Below are 19,881 nucleotides of genomic sequence, written 5' to 3' on the forward strand. Positions count from 1 at the left end.
CACCACCAAAAGACTGTAAATACCATGCGAAAAATTCCATTATTATTAATTTCAATCATGGGGCTAGGCCTTTCCTTAAATACACAAGCAGCAGAAAAGCGTTATGTTTCAGATGACTTATCAACATATGTTCATAGCGGCCCCGGCACAAAATATCGTATCGTAGGAACGCTCAATGCAGGGGAAGAAGTTGAACTAATTTCCACTGACAATAAGTTCGCTCAGGTACGCGATGATAAAGGCAGAACCGTTTGGCTACCTGCTGACCAGCTTAACAATAAACAAAGCATGAAAACTCGCATCCCAGAACTTGAGGCCGAAAATCAAAAGCTCCGCCAACAGTTAGATAATATTGATGGTACATGGAATACTCGCACCGCCGATATGCAGCAGAAAGTGGCAGACAACGACAATATCGTTCGCCAACTGAAAGCGGAAAATGAAAAATTAAAGAATGAATTAATTAAATCAGGCAAAAAGCTCGAAATTGCTGAAGTGAACCTCGACGATCGCCGCCGTGAACTGATTTTACAATGGTTTATGTATGGTGGTGGTGTGGCGGGTGCAGGCTTAATTTTAGGTTTAATTTTACCGCACCTCATTCCACGCCGTAAAAAACGTAATGATGGCTGGGCGTAATTAGGGTTATCGCGATGAAAGTGTATCTTGTCGGTGGTGCCGTACGTGACCAACTCTTAGGGCTCCCTATTTCTGATAGAGATTTTGTGGTGGTTGGCACGACACCTGAAGCTATGCTGGCAGAAGGTTTTCAACAGGTAGGGAAAGATTTCCCTGTTTTTTTGCACCCGAAAACCCATGAAGAATATGCGTTAGCTCGAACAGAACGGAAAATCGGCGCGGGCTATACTGGGTTTAGCTGCTACAGCGCGCCTGATGTCACTATCGAAGATGATTTATTACGTCGCGATCTTACCATTAATGCCATCGCACAAAGTGATTCAGGGGAGATCATCGACCCGTTCAATGGCGTGAATGACCTCGAAAAACGGGTACTACGCCATGTTTCGGATGCATTTGCAGAAGACCCGTTGCGCGTTTTACGGGTCGCACGCTTTGCTGCTCGTTATTCTGAACAGGGTTTCACGATTGCCCCAGAAACACTGGCGTTAATGCAGTCAATGGCGATGACGGGAGAGTTATCGCACTTAACAGCAGAGCGTGTTTGGGTTGAAACAGAAAAGGCCCTTAAGTCGAACGCACCGCAAGTTTATTTCGAGGTTTTACGCCAATGTGGTGCGCTCGCAGTGCTGTTCCCTGAGATTGATAATTTATTTGGCGTACCCGCCCCTGAAAAATGGCACCCTGAAATCGACACAGGGGTTCACACATTGATGGTGATGAAAGTGATTGCCACGTTGTCTAATGATGTGGACATTCGCTTTGCCGCGCTTTGCCATGACCTGGGAAAGGCGCTTACGTCCCCTAATGTTTGGCCAAGTCATCCTAATCATGAGGAAGCAGGTATTCCACTTATTGAGCAGCTTTGCAATCGCCTCCGAGTCCCAACAGATGCGAGGGATTTAGCGCGTTTAGCGGCACGATATCACGATAAAATTCACGTAATCAATCGGTTATCAGCGAGTGATTTAGTGGCTATTTTTGATGGTTTAGATAGCTGGCGTAAGCCAGAGCGTATTATGCAACTCAGTTTAATCAGCGAAGCCGATGCTAGAGGTCGACTGGGCCTTGAACAACACGCTTATCCGCAAGGCGAATTTCTACGCGAAGCATTTGCTATCGCACAGTCTGTCGCGGTAAAACCTATTGTTGAGCAAGGATTTAAAGGGCCTGAAATTCGCCAAGAATTGACACTCCAGCGTATTGAGCGCATTGCTCACTGGCAACAACAGCAGCAAATTATTGAGATGAAACTATAGATATGAATGATACTGGCGGTAAAACGCCGCCAGTCATCTTTTACGCGGTTTTTGTACCTCTTTCGATTACAACACCGACTTGATGAGCGCGTGCCACTGCGCCTGGTTTAGCGACTTTAATGCGCACCCATGGGCTATTGAATTTTGTCATTAAAAGTTGGGCGACTTCTTCAGCAACACGTTCAACTAAACCAAATTTATTTGTTTCTAAATGGCTGATGAGAGTTTGGCTGACTTGCGCATAATCTAAGCAATGTTCAACATTATCGCTCAAAGACGCGCGTTTGTTATCCCATCCCATTTCGATATCGAGCACTAATTTCTGCTCAATAGTTTGTTCCCAGTCATATACACCAATCGTGGTGATGACTGATAATTGTTCAATAAATACGATATCCATCACGTCATTTTCTCGTTTATGTACTGAATTGATACCACTTCAGCAAAAATATGCGTATTATCCAAGACTGAAGTGAATATATGGCCTCAACCGTTTTGGAGTTAGCTATGAGTGCAACCGCGCTTGGCATGATAATCTTCGCTTACCTTTGTGGATCAGTTTCCAGTGCAATACTGATCTGCCGTATAGCGAGACTACCCGACCCCCGTCAACACGGCTCTGGTAACCCCGGTGCAACTAACGTCTTACGCGTTGGAGGCAAAGCCGCCGCCGCCGCCGTACTACTTTGCGACGTTTTAAAAGGGATGATCCCCGTTTGGCTGGCTTACTATCTCAATGTGCCCCCATTCTATCTTGGCTTTGTCGCAATTGCAGCCTGCCTCGGGCATATTTATCCCATTTTCTTTCACTTTAAAGGTGGAAAAGGGGTAGCTACTGCATTTGGTTCTATCGCCGCTATTGGCTGGGATCTTTCAGGGTTAGTGGCAGGAACATGGTTACTCACCGTTCTACTCAGTGGCTATTCATCTTTGGGCGCGATTGTTAGTGCGCTGTTAGCGCCATTTTACGTTTGGTGGTTTAAGCCTGAATTTACCTTCCCTGTCGCCATGCTATCGTGCTTGGTGTTAGTGCGTCACCACGGCAATATTCAACGCTTATGGCGCGGGCAAGAAAGTCGTATTTGGCAAAAATTGAAAAATAAAAAACAGAAAACAAATAAAGAAATTGCTCAAGAAACCAAAGAGCAAGAACTAGACGACTAAATATACATTCCCAACCTTATCTAAAAGAGCTGAAAATCAGCTCTTTTTTATTCCTTAATGCTTGCTAAAAATTTCCTAAAAAAATATCTCTAAATAACAATAGCGTTTAATCCTTTCTTAAAACTGTACCAGTAGCAATTTGTGCTGTTGTTACATTTTAGCCATAACTAGCGCACACTTTTAAAAAAAAGTTAATTTATTGCAAATTTATTACTAATGAATATTTAAAAGCTGTCGACTATATAAAAGGAAAATTAAACAATAATAATGGTATTTATCATGAGCAGAACTCCTTATATCACTCAAAACGAACATATCTTAGATGAAGATATTACACTTATGACCACTAGCGACCTACAAGGAAACATTGTTCACGCTAATGATTTCTTTGTTCAAGTTAGTGGTTATGAATTGGATGAATTATTAACACGCCCACACAATATTATCCGGCACCCTGATATGCCAAAGCAGGCATTTGCGGATATGTGGGCAACGCTGAAAAAAGGCGAACCGTGGACTGGCATTGTCAAAAATAGGCGTAAAAATGGCGACCATTATTGGGTAAGAGCCAATATTATTCCCATGGAACGCAAAGGTGTTATTACGGGTTATATGTCGATTCGAACACGTGCTACCCGCCAAGAAATCGCCTCTGTGGAACCCTTATATGCAGCAATGAATGAAAATAGGAGCCAAAAAAAAATCTTTAAGGGCATTGTGCTTTCCAAAAATTGGCCTTTTCACCTATCTACTCTCTCAACACGTTGGCGAATTCGACTCACCCTAAGTCTGTTATTTGCGTTTTGGATGGCGATAGCGAGTTTAGCTGGGTTGCAAAACAACTCGTTACTTATCGCAAGCTTATGCACCTTTGTTACACTGTTAATTGTCAATATTATCTTTGAACGAATATTGGCCTCCCCCCTTGAAAACATCATGGCCCAAGCTCTGGGGATTGCACGAGGTAACCGCCACAGCGTCAATCATATGCAGCGTACAGATGAAATTGGCCAGCTATTGCGCTCCGTCGGGCAACTTGGCCTTGTGTGCCGCTGGCTGATAAAAGATGTTTCTGAACAAGTGGATAGCGTACGAAAAGGTAGCCAATCTTTAGTCGTCGACTGTAGTGAGTTAGATACTCATACCCAAAGAACGGTAGGGTATATGCAGCAAACTGTGGCTACGATGAACCAAATGGCTGTTTCGGTAAAAATGAATGCAGACAACACTATTCAAGTTGACCAGCTTTCGAATGCAACCAGTGAAACCGCAGTGAGTGGTGGTGCGATGATGGAAGCCGTGGTTGGTACCATGGATGAAATTGTTCATAGCACCAATAAAATCAACTCAATTACCGATGTCATAAAAGATATCGCCTTCCAAACCAATATATTAGCGCTTAATGCCGCAGTGGAAGCCGCTCGTGCAGGGGAACAAGGCAAAGGCTTTGCGGTGGTGGCTAATGAAGTTCGCAGCTTAGCAAGCCGTAGTGCGAGCGCCGTTAATGATATTCGTGAATTAATTAATGACTGTGAGAAAAAGGTCAATTCAGGGAAAAATCAGGTACATACCGCAGGGGACACAATGAAAAACATTGTTGACCAAGTACAAAATGTCACCCAGCTCATCACACATATTAGTCAAGCAACATCTGAACAAGCTGCGGGTATTTCTGACATCACTCAAGCGGTCAGTGAATTAGAAACCATTACGCAGCAAAGCACACTATTGGTTGAGCAAAGTACAGAGACGTCAAACATGGTGAAAGACCGTTCAATACGCCTTGAAGAAGCGGTGATTGTTTTACATTAACTTTTGATAACATAAAAAAGGGCTGTTTAACCACAGCCCTCAGACTGCTGACAAACCGATTAGGTTTGGCGGCAGGTTTGATAGGTTTTGGAAAAATTAAGGAAAATCAATTCATTGATTTTCGGCTGATAACACAAAGCAGGAAAAACCACGTTTTTATCCTGCTTTGTCAACAACCTCAGGGCTGTTTAAACACAGCCCTTTATTGTTGATATGGATGCATGCTATTTTTCTAGCGGAGGTAATTCTGCTAGCGGCCAACGTGGGCGCACTGTCACGCCTAAGCCAGTCGTTGTACCACCTTTAAGGCGGATCAGTCCTGCAAGCGCAATCATCGCGCCATTGTCAGTACAGAATTCAGGGCGCGCGTAGAATACTTCACCACCACGTTGCTTCAGCACCTCTTCCATCTTGGCACGAAGTGCGCGGTTTGCACTAACTCCACCCGCCATAACCAGACGTTTGAAGCCTGTTTGCTCAAGCGCTCGCTTACATTTTATAGCCAGTGTATCAACCACTGCATCTTCAAACGCACGCGCAATATCAGCGCGAGTCTGGTCGTCATCGGCGTTTTCACGAATAGTATTCGCCGCAAAGGTTTTTAACCCTGAAAAGCTGAAATCTAAACCAGGCCTGTCAGTCATAGGCCTTGGGAAAACAAAGCGCCCTGGAGTACCTTGTTGCGCCATTCGGGATAAAACGGGACCACCGGGGTAATCTAACCCTAACAATTTTGCCGTTTTATCGAAGGCTTCCCCTGCGGCATCATCAATGGACTCGCCTAATAGCTCATATTCTCCAATGCCTGTCACACTAATCAATTGTGTGTGGCCGCCAGAAACCAGCAATGCAACGAATGGAAACTCGGGGCTTTTTTCTTCTAACATAGGCGCCAACAAGTGACCTTCCATGTGGTGAACAGCCACTGCGGGTACATTCCAAGCGAACGCTAACGAACGCCCCACTGTTGCACCAACCATTAATGCACCCACTAGACCAGGGCCTGCGGTATACGCGACGGCATCGATGTCTTCACGGGTTAAATTGGCTTCTTTCAGTGCGGCTTGAATTAATGGCACTGTTTTACGAATATGGTCACGAGATGCCAGTTCAGGCACAACACCGCCGTAATCAGCGTGGACTTTAATTTGGCTGTATAATTGGTTGGCGAGTAAGCCAAGCTCATCGTCATAGATTGCGATACCAGTTTCATCGCAAGAAGTTTCGATACCTAAAACACGCATTGCACTACCCTTGTTTATTTCATAGGCGCAAGTCTATCACTATTTTCGAACTATCGCGCAATTTATGTTGGCAAAAGGCTGACTTTCCTTGTTGTATAGTCTATAATCAACCCCCTGTAATAAAAATTTCGTGTGGCTAATTCTCATTATTATCTGGTTTTGTTTGCTTTTTCATCGAACGAGCTGCAAATCAGGTAATCTTGTGTGATTCAATTTTATACGGCACTTTACAAACCCGTACTCATTGAAGTAAAATTCCGCACCATTTTAAATGAAGGCTGGTGAATCCATACCAGCAACAAACCGATTTCTATCGAGGTGAGAGGCACATGCCGGTAATTAAAGTACGTGAAAACGAGCCATTCGACGTTGCACTGCGTCGTTTCAAACGTTCCTGTGAAAAAGCAGGTGTTTTAGCTGAAGTTCGTCGTCGTGAATTCTATGAAAAACCAACGACTGAACGTAAACGCGCTAAAGCATCAGCTGTTAAGCGTCACGCTAAGAAACTGGCTCGCGAAAACGCACGCCGTACTCGTCTGTACTAGTTGATTGCGGTATTACCCGCATTCAAAACAGACGATAGCTAATATAAGAATTGAGTCACTCTCGTAGTTATTTTTTTCTTGTAGTAGTCATAGCTAAGCAGTTAAAGGCCGTGCTTTCCTAAAGGAAGCGCGGCTTATTATCGTTCATCAACAGGCGAAAAAGAGGCTTATGGCTGGACGAATTCCGCGTTCATTTATCAATGACTTGTTAGCAAGAACAGACATCATTGATTTAGTCGATGCAAAAGTCCCATTAAAAAAACAGGGTAAAAACCATCACGCTTGCTGTCCGTTCCATAACGAAAAAACACCTTCTTTTACCGTTAACGGTGAAAGGCAGTTCTATTATTGTTTTGGTTGTGGTGCCCATGGTAACGCTATCGATTTTTTGATGAATTACGACAAACTCGATTTTGTCGAAGCCATTGAAGAGCTTTCTGCATTACATGGCCTTGATGTTCCATACGAAAAAGGAACAGGTGCAAGCCAAATAGAATTACATCAACGACAAAACTTGTATCAGTTGATGGAGAAAATTAACCAATTTTACTGCGCTGCCTTAAATCATCCCTCGGCAAGTAAAGCCAAGGATTATTTAAGCCAACGTGGTTTGAGCCCAGAAATTATTGAGCATTTTTCCATTGGTTTCGCCCCTCCAGGCTGGGACAATTTGCTCAAGAAATTTGCAGTAAACCCTGACAGTCGCAAACAGCTTGATGATGCAGGCATGTTAGTGACTAATGATAATGGCCGTGTCTATGACCGCTTTAGAGAGCGAGTCATGTTTCCCATTCGGGATAGACGAGGTCGTGTTATCGCCTTTGGTGGCCGTGTATTAGGGGATGCATTACCCAAATATTTGAACTCACCAGAAACGGATATTTTCCATAAAGGCCGCCAATTATTTGGTCTTTATGAAGCAACACAAAACAGCAGTGAATTAGCGAAGTTATTAGTTGTCGAAGGTTATATGGATGTAGTGGCATTGGCTCAGTATGACATCCGCTATGCGGTAGCATCACTGGGAACCTCAACCACCTCAGAACACATTCAGTTACTTTATCGTTCTACAGATACTGTTATCTGCTGTTATGATGGGGACCGAGCTGGCCGCGAAGCTGCATGGCGTGCATTAGAAACCGCCCTACCTTATCTAACAGATGGCCGTCAACTACGCTTTATGTTTTTGCCTGACGGTGAAGACCCTGATTCATTGGTACGTAAAGAAGGTAAAGATGCCTTTGAGCAGCGCATGCAAACGGCACAAACGCTGTCAGGTTTTTTATTTGATTCACTCGTACCACAAGTAGATTTAACCACCCAGGAAGGGAAAGCAAAATTTAGTAAGCTTGCTATCCCTTTGATTAAACAGATACCGGGTGAAACTTTGCGCCTTTATATGGCGCAAGAGCTAGGAAATTTTATTGGTATACCAGATATTTCTCAGGTTCTTGCTATTATTGATAGAGAGAACACCGAGCAAGTTAACTATCAGGCACCAAAATTAAAACCGACAACAATGCGAATTCTTATCGCATTGTTAGTGCAAAATCCGAACTTTTCGGAGCTTGTTCCCTCGTTAGAGGGAATTGCCCATATCCAAATGCCGGGGCTTTCTCTATTTCAGGAACTGGTCGATGTATGCCGTTCCACCCCTGGAATGACGACTGGGCAGTTGCTAGAGCGTTATCGAGATAATAATTTTTCGAAACAGCTTGAAAAACTAGCAACATGGAACGATATAGAAATAGAGGAGATAGCGGAAAATACCTTTATAGATGCATTAAATCATCTATTTAATAGCGCACTCAGCGAACGTTTCGACTATTTAATGGCGAAAGCTCGCACACAAAGTCTGACCCCGCAGGAGCGCGAAGAGGTGCACTTAATTACGCTATCGCGAGTTAAAACATAACACAAACCCAAAACAGAATTAGTATATAAAACGGCTTAAGTGCCGCTAAACACAAGGCAGATGCCTGTAAAATGCTGCGAAAATAAAGGGCGTAGCAAATAATAAATATTTCCCTTTGTATGTTCTTGTTGGCCGAATGTTTCGCCAACCGACACCAATCTAAATACTCAGAAGTGTGGATACCGTCTTATGGAGCAAAACCCGCAGTCGCAGCTTAAGCTACTCGTCACCAAGGGTAAAGAGCAAGGTTACTTAACCTATGCTGAGGTCAACGACCATCTGCCGGAAGATATCGTCGATTCAGATCAGATTGAAGATATCATTCAGATGATTAATGACATGGGCATCCAGGTCATGGAAGAAGCACCTGATGCCGATGATTTGATTTTGGCTGAGAATACTTCCGATACGGATGAAGATGCAGCAGAAGCCGCTGCACAAGTTTTATCCAGTGTTGAAAGTGAAATTGGCCGTACCACTGACCCTGTCCGCATGTATATGCGTGAAATGGGGACTGTCGAGCTTCTTACCCGTGAAGGTGAGATAGACATCGCAAAACGTATTGAGGATGGTATTAATCAGGTTCAGTGCTCTGTTGCTGAATACCCTGAGGCTATCACTTATCTTCTTGAACAATACGACCGTGTTGAAGCAGGTGAAAGCCGTCTATCTGACTTGATTACTGGCTTTGTTGACCCTAATGCAGAAGAAGATTTAGCCCCTACTGCCACCCACGTCGGCTCTGAATTACCACAAGAAGAGCTGGATAAAGACGACGATGAAGACGAAGAAGATGAAGACGGCGATGACAGCGATAGCGATGACGATAACAGCATCGATCCTGAATTAGCGCGCCAAAAATTCTCTGATCTTCGTGAGCAGTACGAGATTACGCGTCAACATATCAAACAATATGGACGCAGCGATACAAAAACCGCAGCTGCAATTGAACAACTTTCTGAAGTGTTCAAAGAGTTCCGTTTAGTACCAAAACAATTTGACTATCTGGTCAATAACATGCGTGAAATGATGGATCGCGTTCGCTTGCAAGAACGTACCATTATGAAGCTGTGTGTTGAACAATGTAAAATGCCAAAGAAAAACTTCATCACGTTATTCAGCGGCAACGAAACCAGTGAGACTTGGTTAACGGCTGCAAAAGCCATGAACAAGCCTTGGTCTGAAAAACTGCTGGAAGTTGAAGAAGAAATTCTGCGTTGTCTGCAAAGACTGCGTCAAATTGAAGATGAAACTGGCCTGACAATTGAGCAGGTTAAAGATATCAATCGTCGTATGTCTATCGGTGAAGCGAAAGCGCGCCGTGCGAAAAAAGAGATGGTTGAAGCGAACTTACGTCTGGTTATTTCTATCGCAAAAAAATATACCAACCGCGGTTTGCAATTCCTTGACCTGATCCAAGAAGGTAACATCGGCCTGATGAAAGCCGTTGATAAGTTTGAATATCGCCGTGGTTATAAGTTCTCAACTTATGCGACATGGTGGATCCGTCAGGCTATCACGCGTTCAATCGCCGACCAAGCACGTACTATCCGTATTCCGGTTCATATGATTGAAACCATCAATAAATTGAACCGTATTTCTCGTCAAATGCTGCAAGAAATGGGCCGTGAGCCATCGCCAGAAGAACTGGCTGAACGCATGCTGATGCCAGAAGATAAAATACGTAAAGTTCTGAAGATTGCGAAAGAGCCTATCTCAATGGAAACCCCTATCGGTGATGATGAAGATTCACATTTAGGCGACTTCATTGAAGATACGACTTTAGAGCTGCCTTTAGACTCAGCAACGTCAGAAAGCTTACGCTCTGCAACTCACGAAGTTTTAGCTGGCTTAACAGCGCGTGAAGCGAAAGTCCTGCGTATGCGTTTTGGTATTGACATGAACACTGACCATACTCTTGAAGAAGTTGGTAAGCAGTTTGATGTTACCCGTGAACGTATTCGTCAGATTGAAGCGAAAGCACTACGTAAACTGCGTCACCCTAGCCGCTCAGAAGTTCTGCGCAGCTTCCTTGATGAATAATCATTCATTATTCGGATAGACAAAAACACCTGCCTAGGCAGGTGTTTTTTTATGGGCGCTATTTTATTTGATTATTTTATTTTTCATCATTAAGCATAACGTTGCTATAATCGCCATAGCTCCGCCAAACATCGCCACATTGAACCCCGAAGCAAAAGCAGAACGCGTGAGCTGCTCAACCAACAACGATGGCATCGAGCCAGAATTATGAATCAAATGTTCGATTTCGTGAGAAGACATCGCGCTATTTAGCCTGTCATCATGGAGTAATTGGCTCACAGCACGGTGTGTCATTAACGTACCCAGGAATGCAATCCCTAACGTCATCCCCGTTTGCCTTAACGCGTTCATAATGGCTGAAGCAATGCCCGAATAGGCTTTTTCAACACTCGCCATCACTAAAGCGCCAATTGCGGGTGTCGACATTCCCATTCCTGCCCCTAGAACGAATAATATCAATGCAATGGGTAAATAATGAGTTTTAGAATTAACCTGTGTCAATAACAATGAAGCGCCCGCAATTAAAATAAATCCAACGATCATTAAATGACGTACGCTTAAAAAACGGGATAATTTGCCAAACGAAAATGAAAATATCGCCATCGCAATAAATTCTGGCGCCATACGGATACCCGCTTCAAAAGCACCCCACCCTTGCCCTTTTTGCAAAAATAGCGCAATAAAAAATACGTTACTGTAAGTGGCAAAACCAAGCGCAAAAGAGGCCATATTATATTGAAAGAAATAGGGATTCTTTTTAAAAAGAAAAAACGGTAATAGCGGTTTTTTAACGCATTTTTCTACCCATATAAACGCTAAAACCGCCATGAGGAAAATGATTAATCCTCCCATTGTTAAATAATTTCCCCAACCTTTATCTCCTGCTTCGATTAAGGCGAAAGTTACGCTTCCTAATGCCACAACACTCAATAACTGCCCCAAAGGATCAAACGCGGCCTTATCAGGATCGGCACTTTCATCGATCCCTACGTAGCCTAAAAATAAGGTCAATAAACCGATAGGAATATTAATCAAAAAGATCGTCATCCAATCAAAAGTATCAACCAAAAATCCCCCTAAGATTGGGCCAATAATTAATGAAAGTGCACTCACTGCCGACCAAACCCCAATAATTTTAATGCGTTCAATGTCATTATTAAAAGCTTGGGTAATAATTGAAAGTGCTCCAGGGATCAGCGCTGCGGCGGCTATCCCTTGAATAATACGCCCAATAATTAACATCTGAGAAGACGTCGAAAATGCACAAATGGCTGAACCTAAAGTGAAAATGACAATTCCCATTAGCCATACTTTTTTGCGCCCATAACGGTCACTAATAGGGCCAACAGAAAGGATCAATGCAGATAAGCACAATGCATATGCATCTATAATCCACTGTAACATCGACAAGCTAGCCCCCAGATCTTCGCCAATTGCAGGGAGTGCTACATTCACGATACTGATATCCAATGTTGCCATAAATGTGCCTAAACACACGGCAAGGATCAAAAATAACCGTCTCATTTCATCTACCTCATCTTCGTTTATGGCAACATCATAAAATACGACCGACCGGCGGTCAATTGAAATGAGAATGAATATCATTATTTATAAAGTCAGAGAGTAAAAAATTTCTACTAAAAATAAAAAAACGGCCTAATCAGCCGTTGTTTATTAATGAAGGTGGAAACTAGTTATTCAAAACGGGTGTTTCATGCAGATATTCCCAATAACATTGGTTATCGACAACTCGAATACAGACTGTCGATGTCCTTAATGTTGTGATCCCTTCATTTTCTTGTCGTTCCTGATATTGGATCCAACACCGCTCGCCATCTTCAAATAACGGAGTAACCTCAAATGGCACTGTCAGGAATGAAGGTTTAGCACCGACGTTTTGACTAAAGAGCCCTGCCACTTCTGCTAAGCCAATTCGGTTCCCACCTATGGTGACCATTTTAAAATTTTCAGTAAAACAGGCTAATAATGGAGCGACACTTTTATCACTATTACGCCCCGTAAAAACATCTTCAATTAACACATGTACGTCGATAACACTTTGCAGTGCCTTTTGCATTGAATCACACATTTATTTTTCCTTACTGACTGAAATTAATGAAAATAGCCCAAGAATAGAAGCAATTAAAAAAGTATATTGGTAGTTAGATAGCGGGTTCGAAGATGGCATTAGGCTAAATATTGAAATTAAAACGACAGCACCTACACTGAAAGCGACTTGGCGATTAATATTCCACAGCACACTTCCTTGCAATAAATCTTTATCTTTGAAATCCATCAATGAACTGATTTGGGCTATGTTTGCACTTAATCCGCCCCCCATGCCCATTAATAAATATGCCATCACCAACAAACTTAATTGTGCTGAATTTGATACCCAATAAAGTAAAAATATTCCCAAGCTATGCAATACAATACCGAGTACAAATAAACATTTTTTCCCTATACGAGAATAAAGATGCCCACCAGAAATCATAGAAACAACAGCACCTGCTGCATACAAAATCATAAATAACCCTGTTTGCCCTGCATTAAAGCCCAAATTAATTTGTAAGTTAAAAATGTTGAGCAAATTTACCCCAGTAAAAATGCCGGGCACTGCGTAATAAACAATAAAGGCATTACGCAGATTGCTATTTTTTAATAACTGAAAATTTAAAATAGGTTCGCGGCATTTTTTGGCATAGTTTAGGTAAAAAATAAACACCACAACGGAGCTCAAAAAGCTGGTAAGGGCCAATACAACACTGTGATAATCGTTATATAATGAAAAAGATAATAATAAGCAGAGTAGACTGACACTAACCATGATAAGGCCAAGAATATCTGGTTTTTCCCGTAATACCTGCCCATCATTTTTTATCCAAATCCAAGCAAGACCTGCCGTTAATAAAGAAAATGGGATATTAGAATAAAAAATCCAATGCCAAGATAACGAATCAATAATTAAGCCACCAATTGCAGGTGAAAAAGCAGGTGCTATAAGTGCCACCGTCATAATTAATGTCGATATACGTTGGCGGTCATTATTAGGAAATAATGCAAAAACGAGCGCTTGACCAACAGGAATTAATAACCCACCTGCCATCCCTTGAACAAAACGCCAAAAAATTAAGCTGTAAATAGATTGGCTTGAACCACTTAACCACACTGCTAACGTGAAAAGTAGCATCGAATAACACAGCAATTTTTGATTACCCAGCCGCCCTGCTAGCCACAGGCTAATTGGTATCACTAACACTAACCCTAAAATATATGCATTGGCGACCCAAGCAACCTGCGATTGGCTCGCTGAAAATGACGATGCGATATCAGGCAGCGATATCGCAGACATGAAAATATTAATGCAATCAATGAAAAAACCGAGTAAAAACACAATCGCAATTTTGTACCGATAAGACATAGCAACCCCTCCGGCGAAAAAGAATAAGGACTAGCCCTTTCTTTGTCGATACAAGAGAAGTAAACTCATTGTTTAATAAAACAGAACAATTGATGCCATTATGCAAAAGAATCTTAAAAAAATTATCAGTTTTCTTCAGGTCGTGGATTCAGAGTCTTTCACCAAAGCGGCAGATATTTTAGGGCTAAGTCGCTCTATGGTCAGCGTAGACATAAAGCAATTAGAAACTGAGCTAAATGTGAGCTTATTGACACGAAATACCCGCAGTATTGCCCTAACCGAGGTTGGAAAACATTTTTACGAAGACTTTAAACACATTCAAAACCAAATTGATGAGGCTTTTGAAAAAAGCCAAAATTTAGGCACCAATATTTCAGGCTTATTGCGTTTTTCATCAACGAGTGAATTTGGCCAGCGCTTTATTCTTCCCTTGCTTCCTGAATTTTGCCGCCTTTATCCTAAGTTAAAATTACAATATTCCGTCAATTCATCCCTCGATGATTTAATTACAGAAAAACTTGATGTCTCTATTCGCCTAGGTAATTTAAAAAACTCATCACTTAAAATGAAAAAATTAGGTGATTACGATATTTACTTGGTTGCAAGCCCTGAGTTTGTTCAAAAATATCAAATTAATCAGGTTTCTGACCTTGCCCATGTGCCTTGGGTCAACCATTCCCTGTTAAATTGGCAAGATACACAATATTTTTTGCAAAATGACCGAGGGGATAAATTTAGTTTTCCCTTAATTAAAAGCCAATATGAGTCAAATTCTGCAGCAGTGATCCACCAAATGGTATTAGCCTCTTTAGGCATCACTATTTGCCCTGCTTGGCTGGTGAATGAAGATTTAAACGCAAAACGTTTAGTCCGCGTTCTTCCCGAATACAATTTACCCAAGCAAAATATTCAATTACTTTACCCAAGTACCTCCGCTTTGCCTGCTAAGACGCGTACTTTTATTGATTATTTGGTATCCCGCATGAATTTAGAATAAAAGTTAACTTAAAAGGTTTATTTCTACCTTTTAAGTTAACTAAAATTTTATTTATTTTTACATTATAAATAAATTTACAACGTTACCCAAAACACCCCCTCTGAGCGCAATTGGGTAAATTGCGTTTGGAAATCAGCTAAGTTTTGCTCAGGATTTAATTCGCTGAAAGCCTTAGGGTGTATAAATTTTGCCATCGCTTCAATGGCAAATATGTTCATTGGGCTGTTATAAAAATTGTGGTAAATCGCCATTACGCGCTTTTCTTTTACCGACGTTAATGAAGAGATCCCTTGCCTATCTAATAATACCGCCAGTTGCTTCTGAGCATCTGGTTTGTTTGTCCGGTATCCTAAGCTGACAGCGATTGAACCGCGATTGAAGTTATGCCAATCCGCGCCCGTTAAGAAATAGAATTCTGGGTTTAAAGCAATAATATTCTCAATAGAGCTTTCAGCCCCTTTTGCAGGGAAACTGTCTGCGACAAGGTTATTTCCCCCCGCTAAAGACGCTAAAACACCATAACCTGAACGCCCATAGAGTTGGCAACAATTATCTGTAAATAACCCTGCATTGGCTTCGATTAATACTGAAGGAAATGGCTTCACCAGTTGGGATTCTACCGCGGCCAATTTTTCTTGGTATAGTGCCGCAAACTGAGTTGCTCGTTCTTGCGTGCCTAATAATTCCCCCAATAACAAAATACTTTTTGGAGTATTTTTTACGATATCCATCCGAAAATCGATAAATACCACCTGAATTCCTGCCGCTTCAAGCTGCGGTAAAATTTGGCTATCACGCATCGCGCCATAATTGGCTTTATGCATGATGATAACCTCAGGGGCGAGCTCAATCAGCTTTTCAACTTGTAGCCCTGCTTCACGGGTTTTCTTCAGTGTTGGGATTTTTGCTAACTCAGGTAAAACACTAAAATAGGCCTCTTTTAAATCAGGGGCATACTGCGTTAATGAATCACTCCACCCCGTAATACGGGAAATTCCCGTTTTACCGGCAGCAATATCCACCGATAAAACATCACGGCTATCCACTAAAAATAATTTTTCGACGGGAAGATTAACGGTAACTTCACGGCCTTGCAGGTCAGTGATCACTGTTGGCGTTTTTGCCTGCACCCAGAAGCTCAGTAAGCACAATAACCCTGTGAGAAATAATTTCATGGGATACCCTTTACTTTAAATTTAAATAATTCTAACCCAATAAAGCCACGGTTAAGTGGCTTTGTCATCGACTAAAACGTTAAATTAGAACGTCACACTGTAGTTAAGTGCGAAGGTTCTACCGCGGCCTTTATAGTCATACAGGTTTGGTGCACCGTATTTCGGGCTATATAAACTTTGTGCGCGCTGCCCCCAAATGGTGGAGTAGTTTTTATCCAGTAAGTTTTCAACGGCAAAACTCACTTTACCAACAGGAAGCATATAACTACCTAATAAATCAACGGTATTATAACCATCCAGTTTTTTACCCGCCGCGTCAGTTAGGTTAAATGTTTGCTGGCTTTGTAAGCGTAAGGACCAATCATTCGGCTCCCAGCCTACATAAGCGTTAACTTTCGATGGGCTGGCGAAGTCCACGCTCCATTTTTCCCAGCTACCATTAACTTTGGTTTCCGATTTTTGCAGGTTGAAGTTACTCCCCACGTTCCAGTCGGAATCGTCAAAGAAGTAATCAACAGCACCTTCTACCCCATAAATGCGGCGTTTATCGGTCTTCATGTAAATGGTCATGTCATCTTTATTGATGCCATAGCTTCTATCAGACAAGGAATAATAGGTGGCGACCTGTGTGCGCAGGTTCTCACCTGTATAGCGCCAACCTAACTCAAAGGAGTTAACCTTGATCCCTTTGACTTTAGTATCATTGATATTCACACTTTTCTTTAGGTTCCAGTGGCCATTCGCATCGGGGGTTTTGCCGTAATCACCCGTGCCATAATATTTTGCAATATCAGGAATTTCAAAACCTTGAGAGAAGTTAAACCATGTTTGTTGCTCTTCTGTCAGGTTAACTAATAGCCCTGCATTAAACAGTAAATTGTTATAATCGGTTTTCCCACCAGGTACAGCATCTGCGGATTTACCATTGCCGTTTGCAATCGCTTCTTGCTGCGCATAACCAATAAAATCATCCACTTTATTTTCAGTATATTGATAACGCACGCCACCGCTTAAGGTGAACATCGGCGTGATGTCATAGCTGCTTTGCAAGAATGTCGCCATGTTTGTGGTGGTATAGCTTGGGTAGCGACCAATTTGGAACGCTTTGGTGAGATCCATTCCCCCCGATTCTTTTGCGCGATCCAAATCAAAAAACATTTGGTTTGCACGAAATTGCTCATGCTCCGCATCCACACCATAAGTTAATGTCAATTCATCAAGGGGTTGGCTATTAAATGTCAGCTTAGTACCATAGAAATTGGTTTGTTGGTCAGAGGAACTGATGCTCGAAACTTCTTTCCCCGTCAACGTTGGGAATGGATAAAATTTTTGTGATTCATCACGGTAGTAAACCTGAGCAACAAAATCCTGCCCAAACACATCTGCATTTGAATACTGTAAGTTAAGCAAGTTACGCTCCGTCCCCGGTAAACGGTCTGAGCTTAATTTGCCACTGTTATAGGCCTTTCCATCCCCCTTCACTGCGGAAAAATCTTTGCCTAAATATAGGCCGTGCTTACCATCGGATTCACTTTTATAGTGCTGATAAGTCGCTTGAATCTGTTGTGTTTCATTAATTTTGATGGTGCCTGATGCCATCACATCAAGACGGTCAGAGAATTGTAACCCTGTTTGGGTATTATCAATATTAATCGCGTCGCCTTTGCCATCATACCAACCGCCATAACGTTGATATGCGACAGAAACACGACCATGTGCATTTTCATTACCGCCACTCACTGCGGCTGCGACATTTTCATCGTGATCTTTGCCGTTATTAAAACCCGTTTTTCCACCCAATTGCAGGGAAACTTGTTTTTCTTCTTGGCCTTTTTTCGTCACGATATTAATTAAACCGCCACTACTGCCGCCGCCGTACATTGCCGTCGCACCAGAAATCACTTCAATATGGTTGATATTAAACGGATCAATCGAATCTAGTTGACGACTATCACTGCGTGAAGAGTTAAGACGAACGCCATCTACCATCACTATCATCGAGCGGCCACGCATGTTCATGCCATAGTTAGTACGCCCTTGGCCGCTCACGCTCATTCCTGGAATTAACTGTGATAAAATATCTTTTAACTCTTTCCCACCTTCTGCTTGCTGCTCAATTTCGGCGTTATCTATTACCCATGTGGTTTGTGCCATTTCTGAAACTGATTTATAACCGCGAGTTGCAGAGACCGTAATTTTTTCTTCTTTGTTATCAGCGGCCAATACTGAGGGAGACATAAAGGGGAGTAAGCAAGGGGAGAGAATAAAAAGGTGTTTTATTTTCATTGAGTTAAAACCTTTAAATATAATTATTGATACCATCGTTATCAGTGCCAGAACTAATAACAACACATGATTACATCACAGCTAACTATGTTGCGGAAAAATTATTCGCAATAGTAACTGATAATCATGTTAGATATAAGAATTATTATCATTACAATGATGAATTGAAAGGTTATTTGTATTAGGTATCGTTTTAAGCGCATCCTTGCGCGTATGAATGTGTCTTCCTTATTTCACGCTGGCCACTGCAATATAGTTGAGTTTCCCACGATTTTGTCGGAAATGACGGAACATGCGTAAAAACTGCGGGCGGTTTTCTTTTTTTAATGCATTACGAATAATTTTCATGGTGCCCAATAGACCTTCATCATAAATCAACCCTTTTGGCGATAATAAGGTCATCGGCCCTGTACTGGACATCACATGTTGAAAGCCTGCTTGCTTAAATAAATCAATCCATTGCGCTTGAGGTAGCGGCTGAGCCTTAACATGAATAGCTTGATGCATTTGTGATGCAATATCTTGCGGGTTGTCTGCATCTTTAAATGCAATATCGTGGGTTAATAGGCAACCACCCGGTTTCAGTACGCGGTAATATTCCTGTAATAACTTCGCTTTAGCTTTATCGCCATACATCGTGAGCATCGCTTCGTTAATTACCACATCAAAGCTGTTATCTGCAAAAGGCAGTTTTGAAGCATCTGCCATTTTAATCGTAATTAAATCGCTTAAACCGTGCTGTGCCACATTCTTTTTCGCTTTCTCCAGTGCCTGTTTATCCATATCAATACCCGTGATATGGCAGCGAAATTGTGAAGCAATTTCGATTGCAGTCGTCCCCATATTACAGGCAATTTCAAGCACTTGACTGTCTTTATGTAAGCCTGATTGGTTCAATAACCACTGAGTCGCAATTTTTCCACCGGGGCGTAAGCGTTTTTTTCCAAGGCGAGCTAAAAATTTGTGCCCCGCTTCGTGTGCTGTAAATGATTGATCCATACATTACCTCCGAGCTAATGGGTGCACTCATGACTTGGTTCACGTAACATCACCAGTAGCATTTTGGCAGGCTCTAGTGCATCAACGGCATGGGGAATATTAGCTGGCATTCGCACAATTTCACCCAGTTTAGCCGTCACAGGCTTACCATCAATAGTGAGCAACAGGCTTCCCTCCGCTACCATCACAATGGCGTCAAAAGGGGCACTGTGTTCAGACAGCGCCTGTCCTTTATCAAAGGCAAATAATGTGATGTTTCCGCCCCCATTTTTAGCAAGCACTCGGCTGGCAATACCTTGTTCGGTATAGTTAATTAATGTGCTGATATTCAGCGCTTCAGCTGGCGTAATGGTGTTATCGCTCATAATTTAATATTCCTTAA

The 19,881-nt window shown here is 42.2% G+C and carries 17 protein-coding genes; 8 read left to right on the forward strand and 9 right to left on the reverse strand.

Annotated elements, in window-relative coordinates; all coding sequences use genetic code 11:
• Positions 1–24 precede the first annotated feature (24 nt).
• Complete coding sequence (locus tag J6836_RS13025) at positions 25–639, forward strand: TIGR04211 family SH3 domain-containing protein (protein WP_219244456.1); 615 nt, start codon at positions 25–27, stop codon at positions 637–639.
• Positions 640–653: 14 nt separating this feature from the next.
• Positions 654–1,898 carry a multifunctional CCA addition/repair protein gene (locus J6836_RS13030; RefSeq protein ID WP_219244457.1) on the forward strand — a complete coding sequence of 415 codons (1,245 nt, stop codon included), beginning with the start codon at positions 654–656 and terminating at the stop codon, positions 1,896–1,898.
• Between the two features lie 40 nt (positions 1,899–1,938).
• Here J6836_RS13030 and folB read toward each other — a convergent pair whose 3' ends face one another.
• Positions 1,939–2,298 carry a bifunctional dihydroneopterin aldolase/7,8-dihydroneopterin epimerase gene (gene folB, locus J6836_RS13035; RefSeq protein ID WP_219249505.1) on the reverse strand — a complete coding sequence of 120 codons (360 nt, stop codon included), beginning with the start codon at positions 2,296–2,298 and terminating at the stop codon, positions 1,939–1,941.
• A gap of 107 nt (positions 2,299–2,405) precedes the next feature.
• Between folB and plsY the strand changes: the two genes are divergently transcribed.
• Together plsY and J6836_RS13045 are read left to right on the forward strand one after the other, a co-directional pair.
• Positions 2,406–3,062 carry a glycerol-3-phosphate 1-O-acyltransferase PlsY gene (gene plsY, locus J6836_RS13040; RefSeq protein ID WP_219244458.1) on the forward strand — a complete coding sequence of 219 codons (657 nt, stop codon included), beginning with the start codon at positions 2,406–2,408 and terminating at the stop codon, positions 3,060–3,062.
• 279 nt (positions 3,063–3,341) lie between these two features.
• Positions 3,342–4,874: a methyl-accepting chemotaxis protein gene (locus J6836_RS13045; protein WP_219244459.1), complete on the forward strand. Its 1,533-nt coding sequence runs from the start codon at positions 3,342–3,344 to the stop codon at positions 4,872–4,874.
• A 224-nt stretch (positions 4,875–5,098) separates the two neighbouring features.
• Here J6836_RS13045 and tsaD read toward each other — a convergent pair whose 3' ends face one another.
• Positions 5,099–6,118, reverse strand: a complete 1,020-nt coding sequence (gene tsaD / locus J6836_RS13050) for a tRNA (adenosine(37)-N6)-threonylcarbamoyltransferase complex transferase subunit TsaD (protein WP_219244460.1) — start codon at positions 6,116–6,118, stop codon at positions 5,099–5,101.
• 329 nt (positions 6,119–6,447) lie between these two features.
• Here tsaD and rpsU point away from each other — a divergent pair, with 329 nt between their 5' ends.
• From rpsU to rpoD, 3 genes are all read left to right on the forward strand, one after another.
• Positions 6,448–6,663: a 30S ribosomal protein S21 gene (rpsU, locus tag J6836_RS13055; protein ID WP_001144069.1), complete on the forward strand. Its 216-nt coding sequence runs from the start codon at positions 6,448–6,450 to the stop codon at positions 6,661–6,663.
• Between the two features lie 169 nt (positions 6,664–6,832).
• Positions 6,833–8,578 carry a DNA primase gene (dnaG, locus tag J6836_RS13060; protein ID WP_219244461.1) on the forward strand — a complete coding sequence of 582 codons (1,746 nt, stop codon included), beginning with the start codon at positions 6,833–6,835 and terminating at the stop codon, positions 8,576–8,578.
• A 189-nt stretch (positions 8,579–8,767) separates the two neighbouring features.
• Positions 8,768–10,621 carry an RNA polymerase sigma factor RpoD gene (rpoD, locus tag J6836_RS13065; protein WP_219244462.1) on the forward strand — a complete coding sequence of 618 codons (1,854 nt, stop codon included), beginning with the start codon at positions 8,768–8,770 and terminating at the stop codon, positions 10,619–10,621.
• Positions 10,622–10,684: 63 nt separating this feature from the next.
• Here the strand turns inward: rpoD and J6836_RS13070 are convergent, their stop codons facing one another.
• From J6836_RS13070 to J6836_RS13080, 3 genes are all read right to left on the reverse strand, one after another.
• A complete protein-coding gene (locus J6836_RS13070; RefSeq protein ID WP_219244463.1) occupies positions 10,685–12,145 on the reverse strand; it encodes an MFS transporter in 1,461 nt (486 codons plus the stop codon).
• Between the two features lie 166 nt (positions 12,146–12,311).
• On the reverse strand, positions 12,312–12,710 hold the full coding sequence (locus J6836_RS13075) for a hypothetical protein (protein WP_219244464.1): 399 nt from the start codon (positions 12,708–12,710) through the stop codon (positions 12,312–12,314).
• Positions 12,711–14,042, reverse strand: a complete 1,332-nt coding sequence (locus tag J6836_RS13080; RefSeq protein ID WP_219244465.1) for an MFS transporter — start codon at positions 14,040–14,042, stop codon at positions 12,711–12,713.
• 100 nt (positions 14,043–14,142) lie between these two features.
• Here J6836_RS13080 and J6836_RS13085 point away from each other — a divergent pair, with 100 nt between their 5' ends.
• Complete coding sequence (locus J6836_RS13085) at positions 14,143–15,039, forward strand: LysR family transcriptional regulator (protein ID WP_219244466.1); 897 nt, start codon at positions 14,143–14,145, stop codon at positions 15,037–15,039.
• Positions 15,040–15,113: 74 nt separating this feature from the next.
• Here the strand turns inward: J6836_RS13085 and J6836_RS13090 are convergent, their stop codons facing one another.
• From J6836_RS13090 to J6836_RS13105, 4 genes are all read right to left on the reverse strand, one after another.
• Complete coding sequence (locus J6836_RS13090; protein WP_219244467.1) at positions 15,114–16,214, reverse strand: ABC transporter substrate-binding protein; 1,101 nt, start codon at positions 16,212–16,214, stop codon at positions 15,114–15,116.
• An 84-nt stretch (positions 16,215–16,298) separates the two neighbouring features.
• Positions 16,299–18,500 (reverse strand): TonB-dependent siderophore receptor, encoded by a 2,202-nt coding sequence (locus tag J6836_RS13095; protein ID WP_219244468.1) that lies wholly within the window; start codon positions 18,498–18,500, stop codon positions 16,299–16,301.
• 228 nt (positions 18,501–18,728) lie between these two features.
• The gene (locus J6836_RS13100) at positions 18,729–19,499 is read right to left on the reverse strand and encodes a class I SAM-dependent methyltransferase (protein ID WP_219244469.1); all 771 of its coding nucleotides are present in this window, start codon (positions 19,497–19,499) and stop codon (positions 18,729–18,731) included.
• A 14-nt stretch (positions 19,500–19,513) separates the two neighbouring features.
• Entirely contained in the window at positions 19,514–19,864 is a 351-nt protein-coding gene (locus tag J6836_RS13105; RefSeq protein ID WP_219244470.1) for a cupin domain-containing protein, read from the reverse strand.
• Positions 19,865–19,881: the final 17 nt, after the last annotated feature.

This window comes from Providencia sp. R33, from assembly GCF_019343475.1.
Taxonomy (GTDB): domain Bacteria; phylum Pseudomonadota; class Gammaproteobacteria; order Enterobacterales; family Enterobacteriaceae; genus Providencia.

Coding starts and splice junctions, on each gene's coding strand:
- folB (WP_219249505.1), bottom strand. CDS start 2,298: ATGGATATCGTATTTATTGAACAATTATCAGTCATCACCACGATTGGT.
- J6836_RS13080 (WP_219244465.1), bottom strand. CDS start 14,042: ATGTCTTATCGGTACAAAATTGCGATTGTGTTTTTACTCGGTTTTTTC.
- J6836_RS13095 (WP_219244468.1), bottom strand. CDS start 18,500: ATGAAAATAAAACACCTTTTTATTCTCTCCCCTTGCTTACTCCCCTTT.
- J6836_RS13100 (WP_219244469.1), bottom strand. CDS start 19,499: ATGGATCAATCATTTACAGCACACGAAGCGGGGCACAAATTTTTAGCT.
- J6836_RS13085 (WP_219244466.1), top strand. CDS start 14,143: ATGCAAAAGAATCTTAAAAAAATTATCAGTTTTCTTCAGGTCGTGGAT.
- J6836_RS13075 (WP_219244464.1), bottom strand. CDS start 12,710: ATGTGTGATTCAATGCAAAAGGCACTGCAAAGTGTTATCGACGTACAT.
- J6836_RS13090 (WP_219244467.1), bottom strand. CDS start 16,214: ATGAAATTATTTCTCACAGGGTTATTGTGCTTACTGAGCTTCTGGGTG.
- J6836_RS13025 (WP_219244456.1), top strand. CDS start 25: ATGCGAAAAATTCCATTATTATTAATTTCAATCATGGGGCTAGGCCTT.
- J6836_RS13045 (WP_219244459.1), top strand. CDS start 3,342: ATGAGCAGAACTCCTTATATCACTCAAAACGAACATATCTTAGATGAA.
- plsY (WP_219244458.1), top strand. CDS start 2,406: ATGAGTGCAACCGCGCTTGGCATGATAATCTTCGCTTACCTTTGTGGA.
- J6836_RS13070 (WP_219244463.1), bottom strand. CDS start 12,145: ATGAGACGGTTATTTTTGATCCTTGCCGTGTGTTTAGGCACATTTATG.
- J6836_RS13105 (WP_219244470.1), bottom strand. CDS start 19,864: ATGAGCGATAACACCATTACGCCAGCTGAAGCGCTGAATATCAGCACA.
- tsaD (WP_219244460.1), bottom strand. CDS start 6,118: ATGCGTGTTTTAGGTATCGAAACTTCTTGCGATGAAACTGGTATCGCA.
- J6836_RS13030 (WP_219244457.1), top strand. CDS start 654: ATGAAAGTGTATCTTGTCGGTGGTGCCGTACGTGACCAACTCTTAGGG.
- rpsU (WP_001144069.1), top strand. CDS start 6,448: ATGCCGGTAATTAAAGTACGTGAAAACGAGCCATTCGACGTTGCACTG.
- rpoD (WP_219244462.1), top strand. CDS start 8,768: ATGGAGCAAAACCCGCAGTCGCAGCTTAAGCTACTCGTCACCAAGGGT.
- dnaG (WP_219244461.1), top strand. CDS start 6,833: ATGGCTGGACGAATTCCGCGTTCATTTATCAATGACTTGTTAGCAAGA.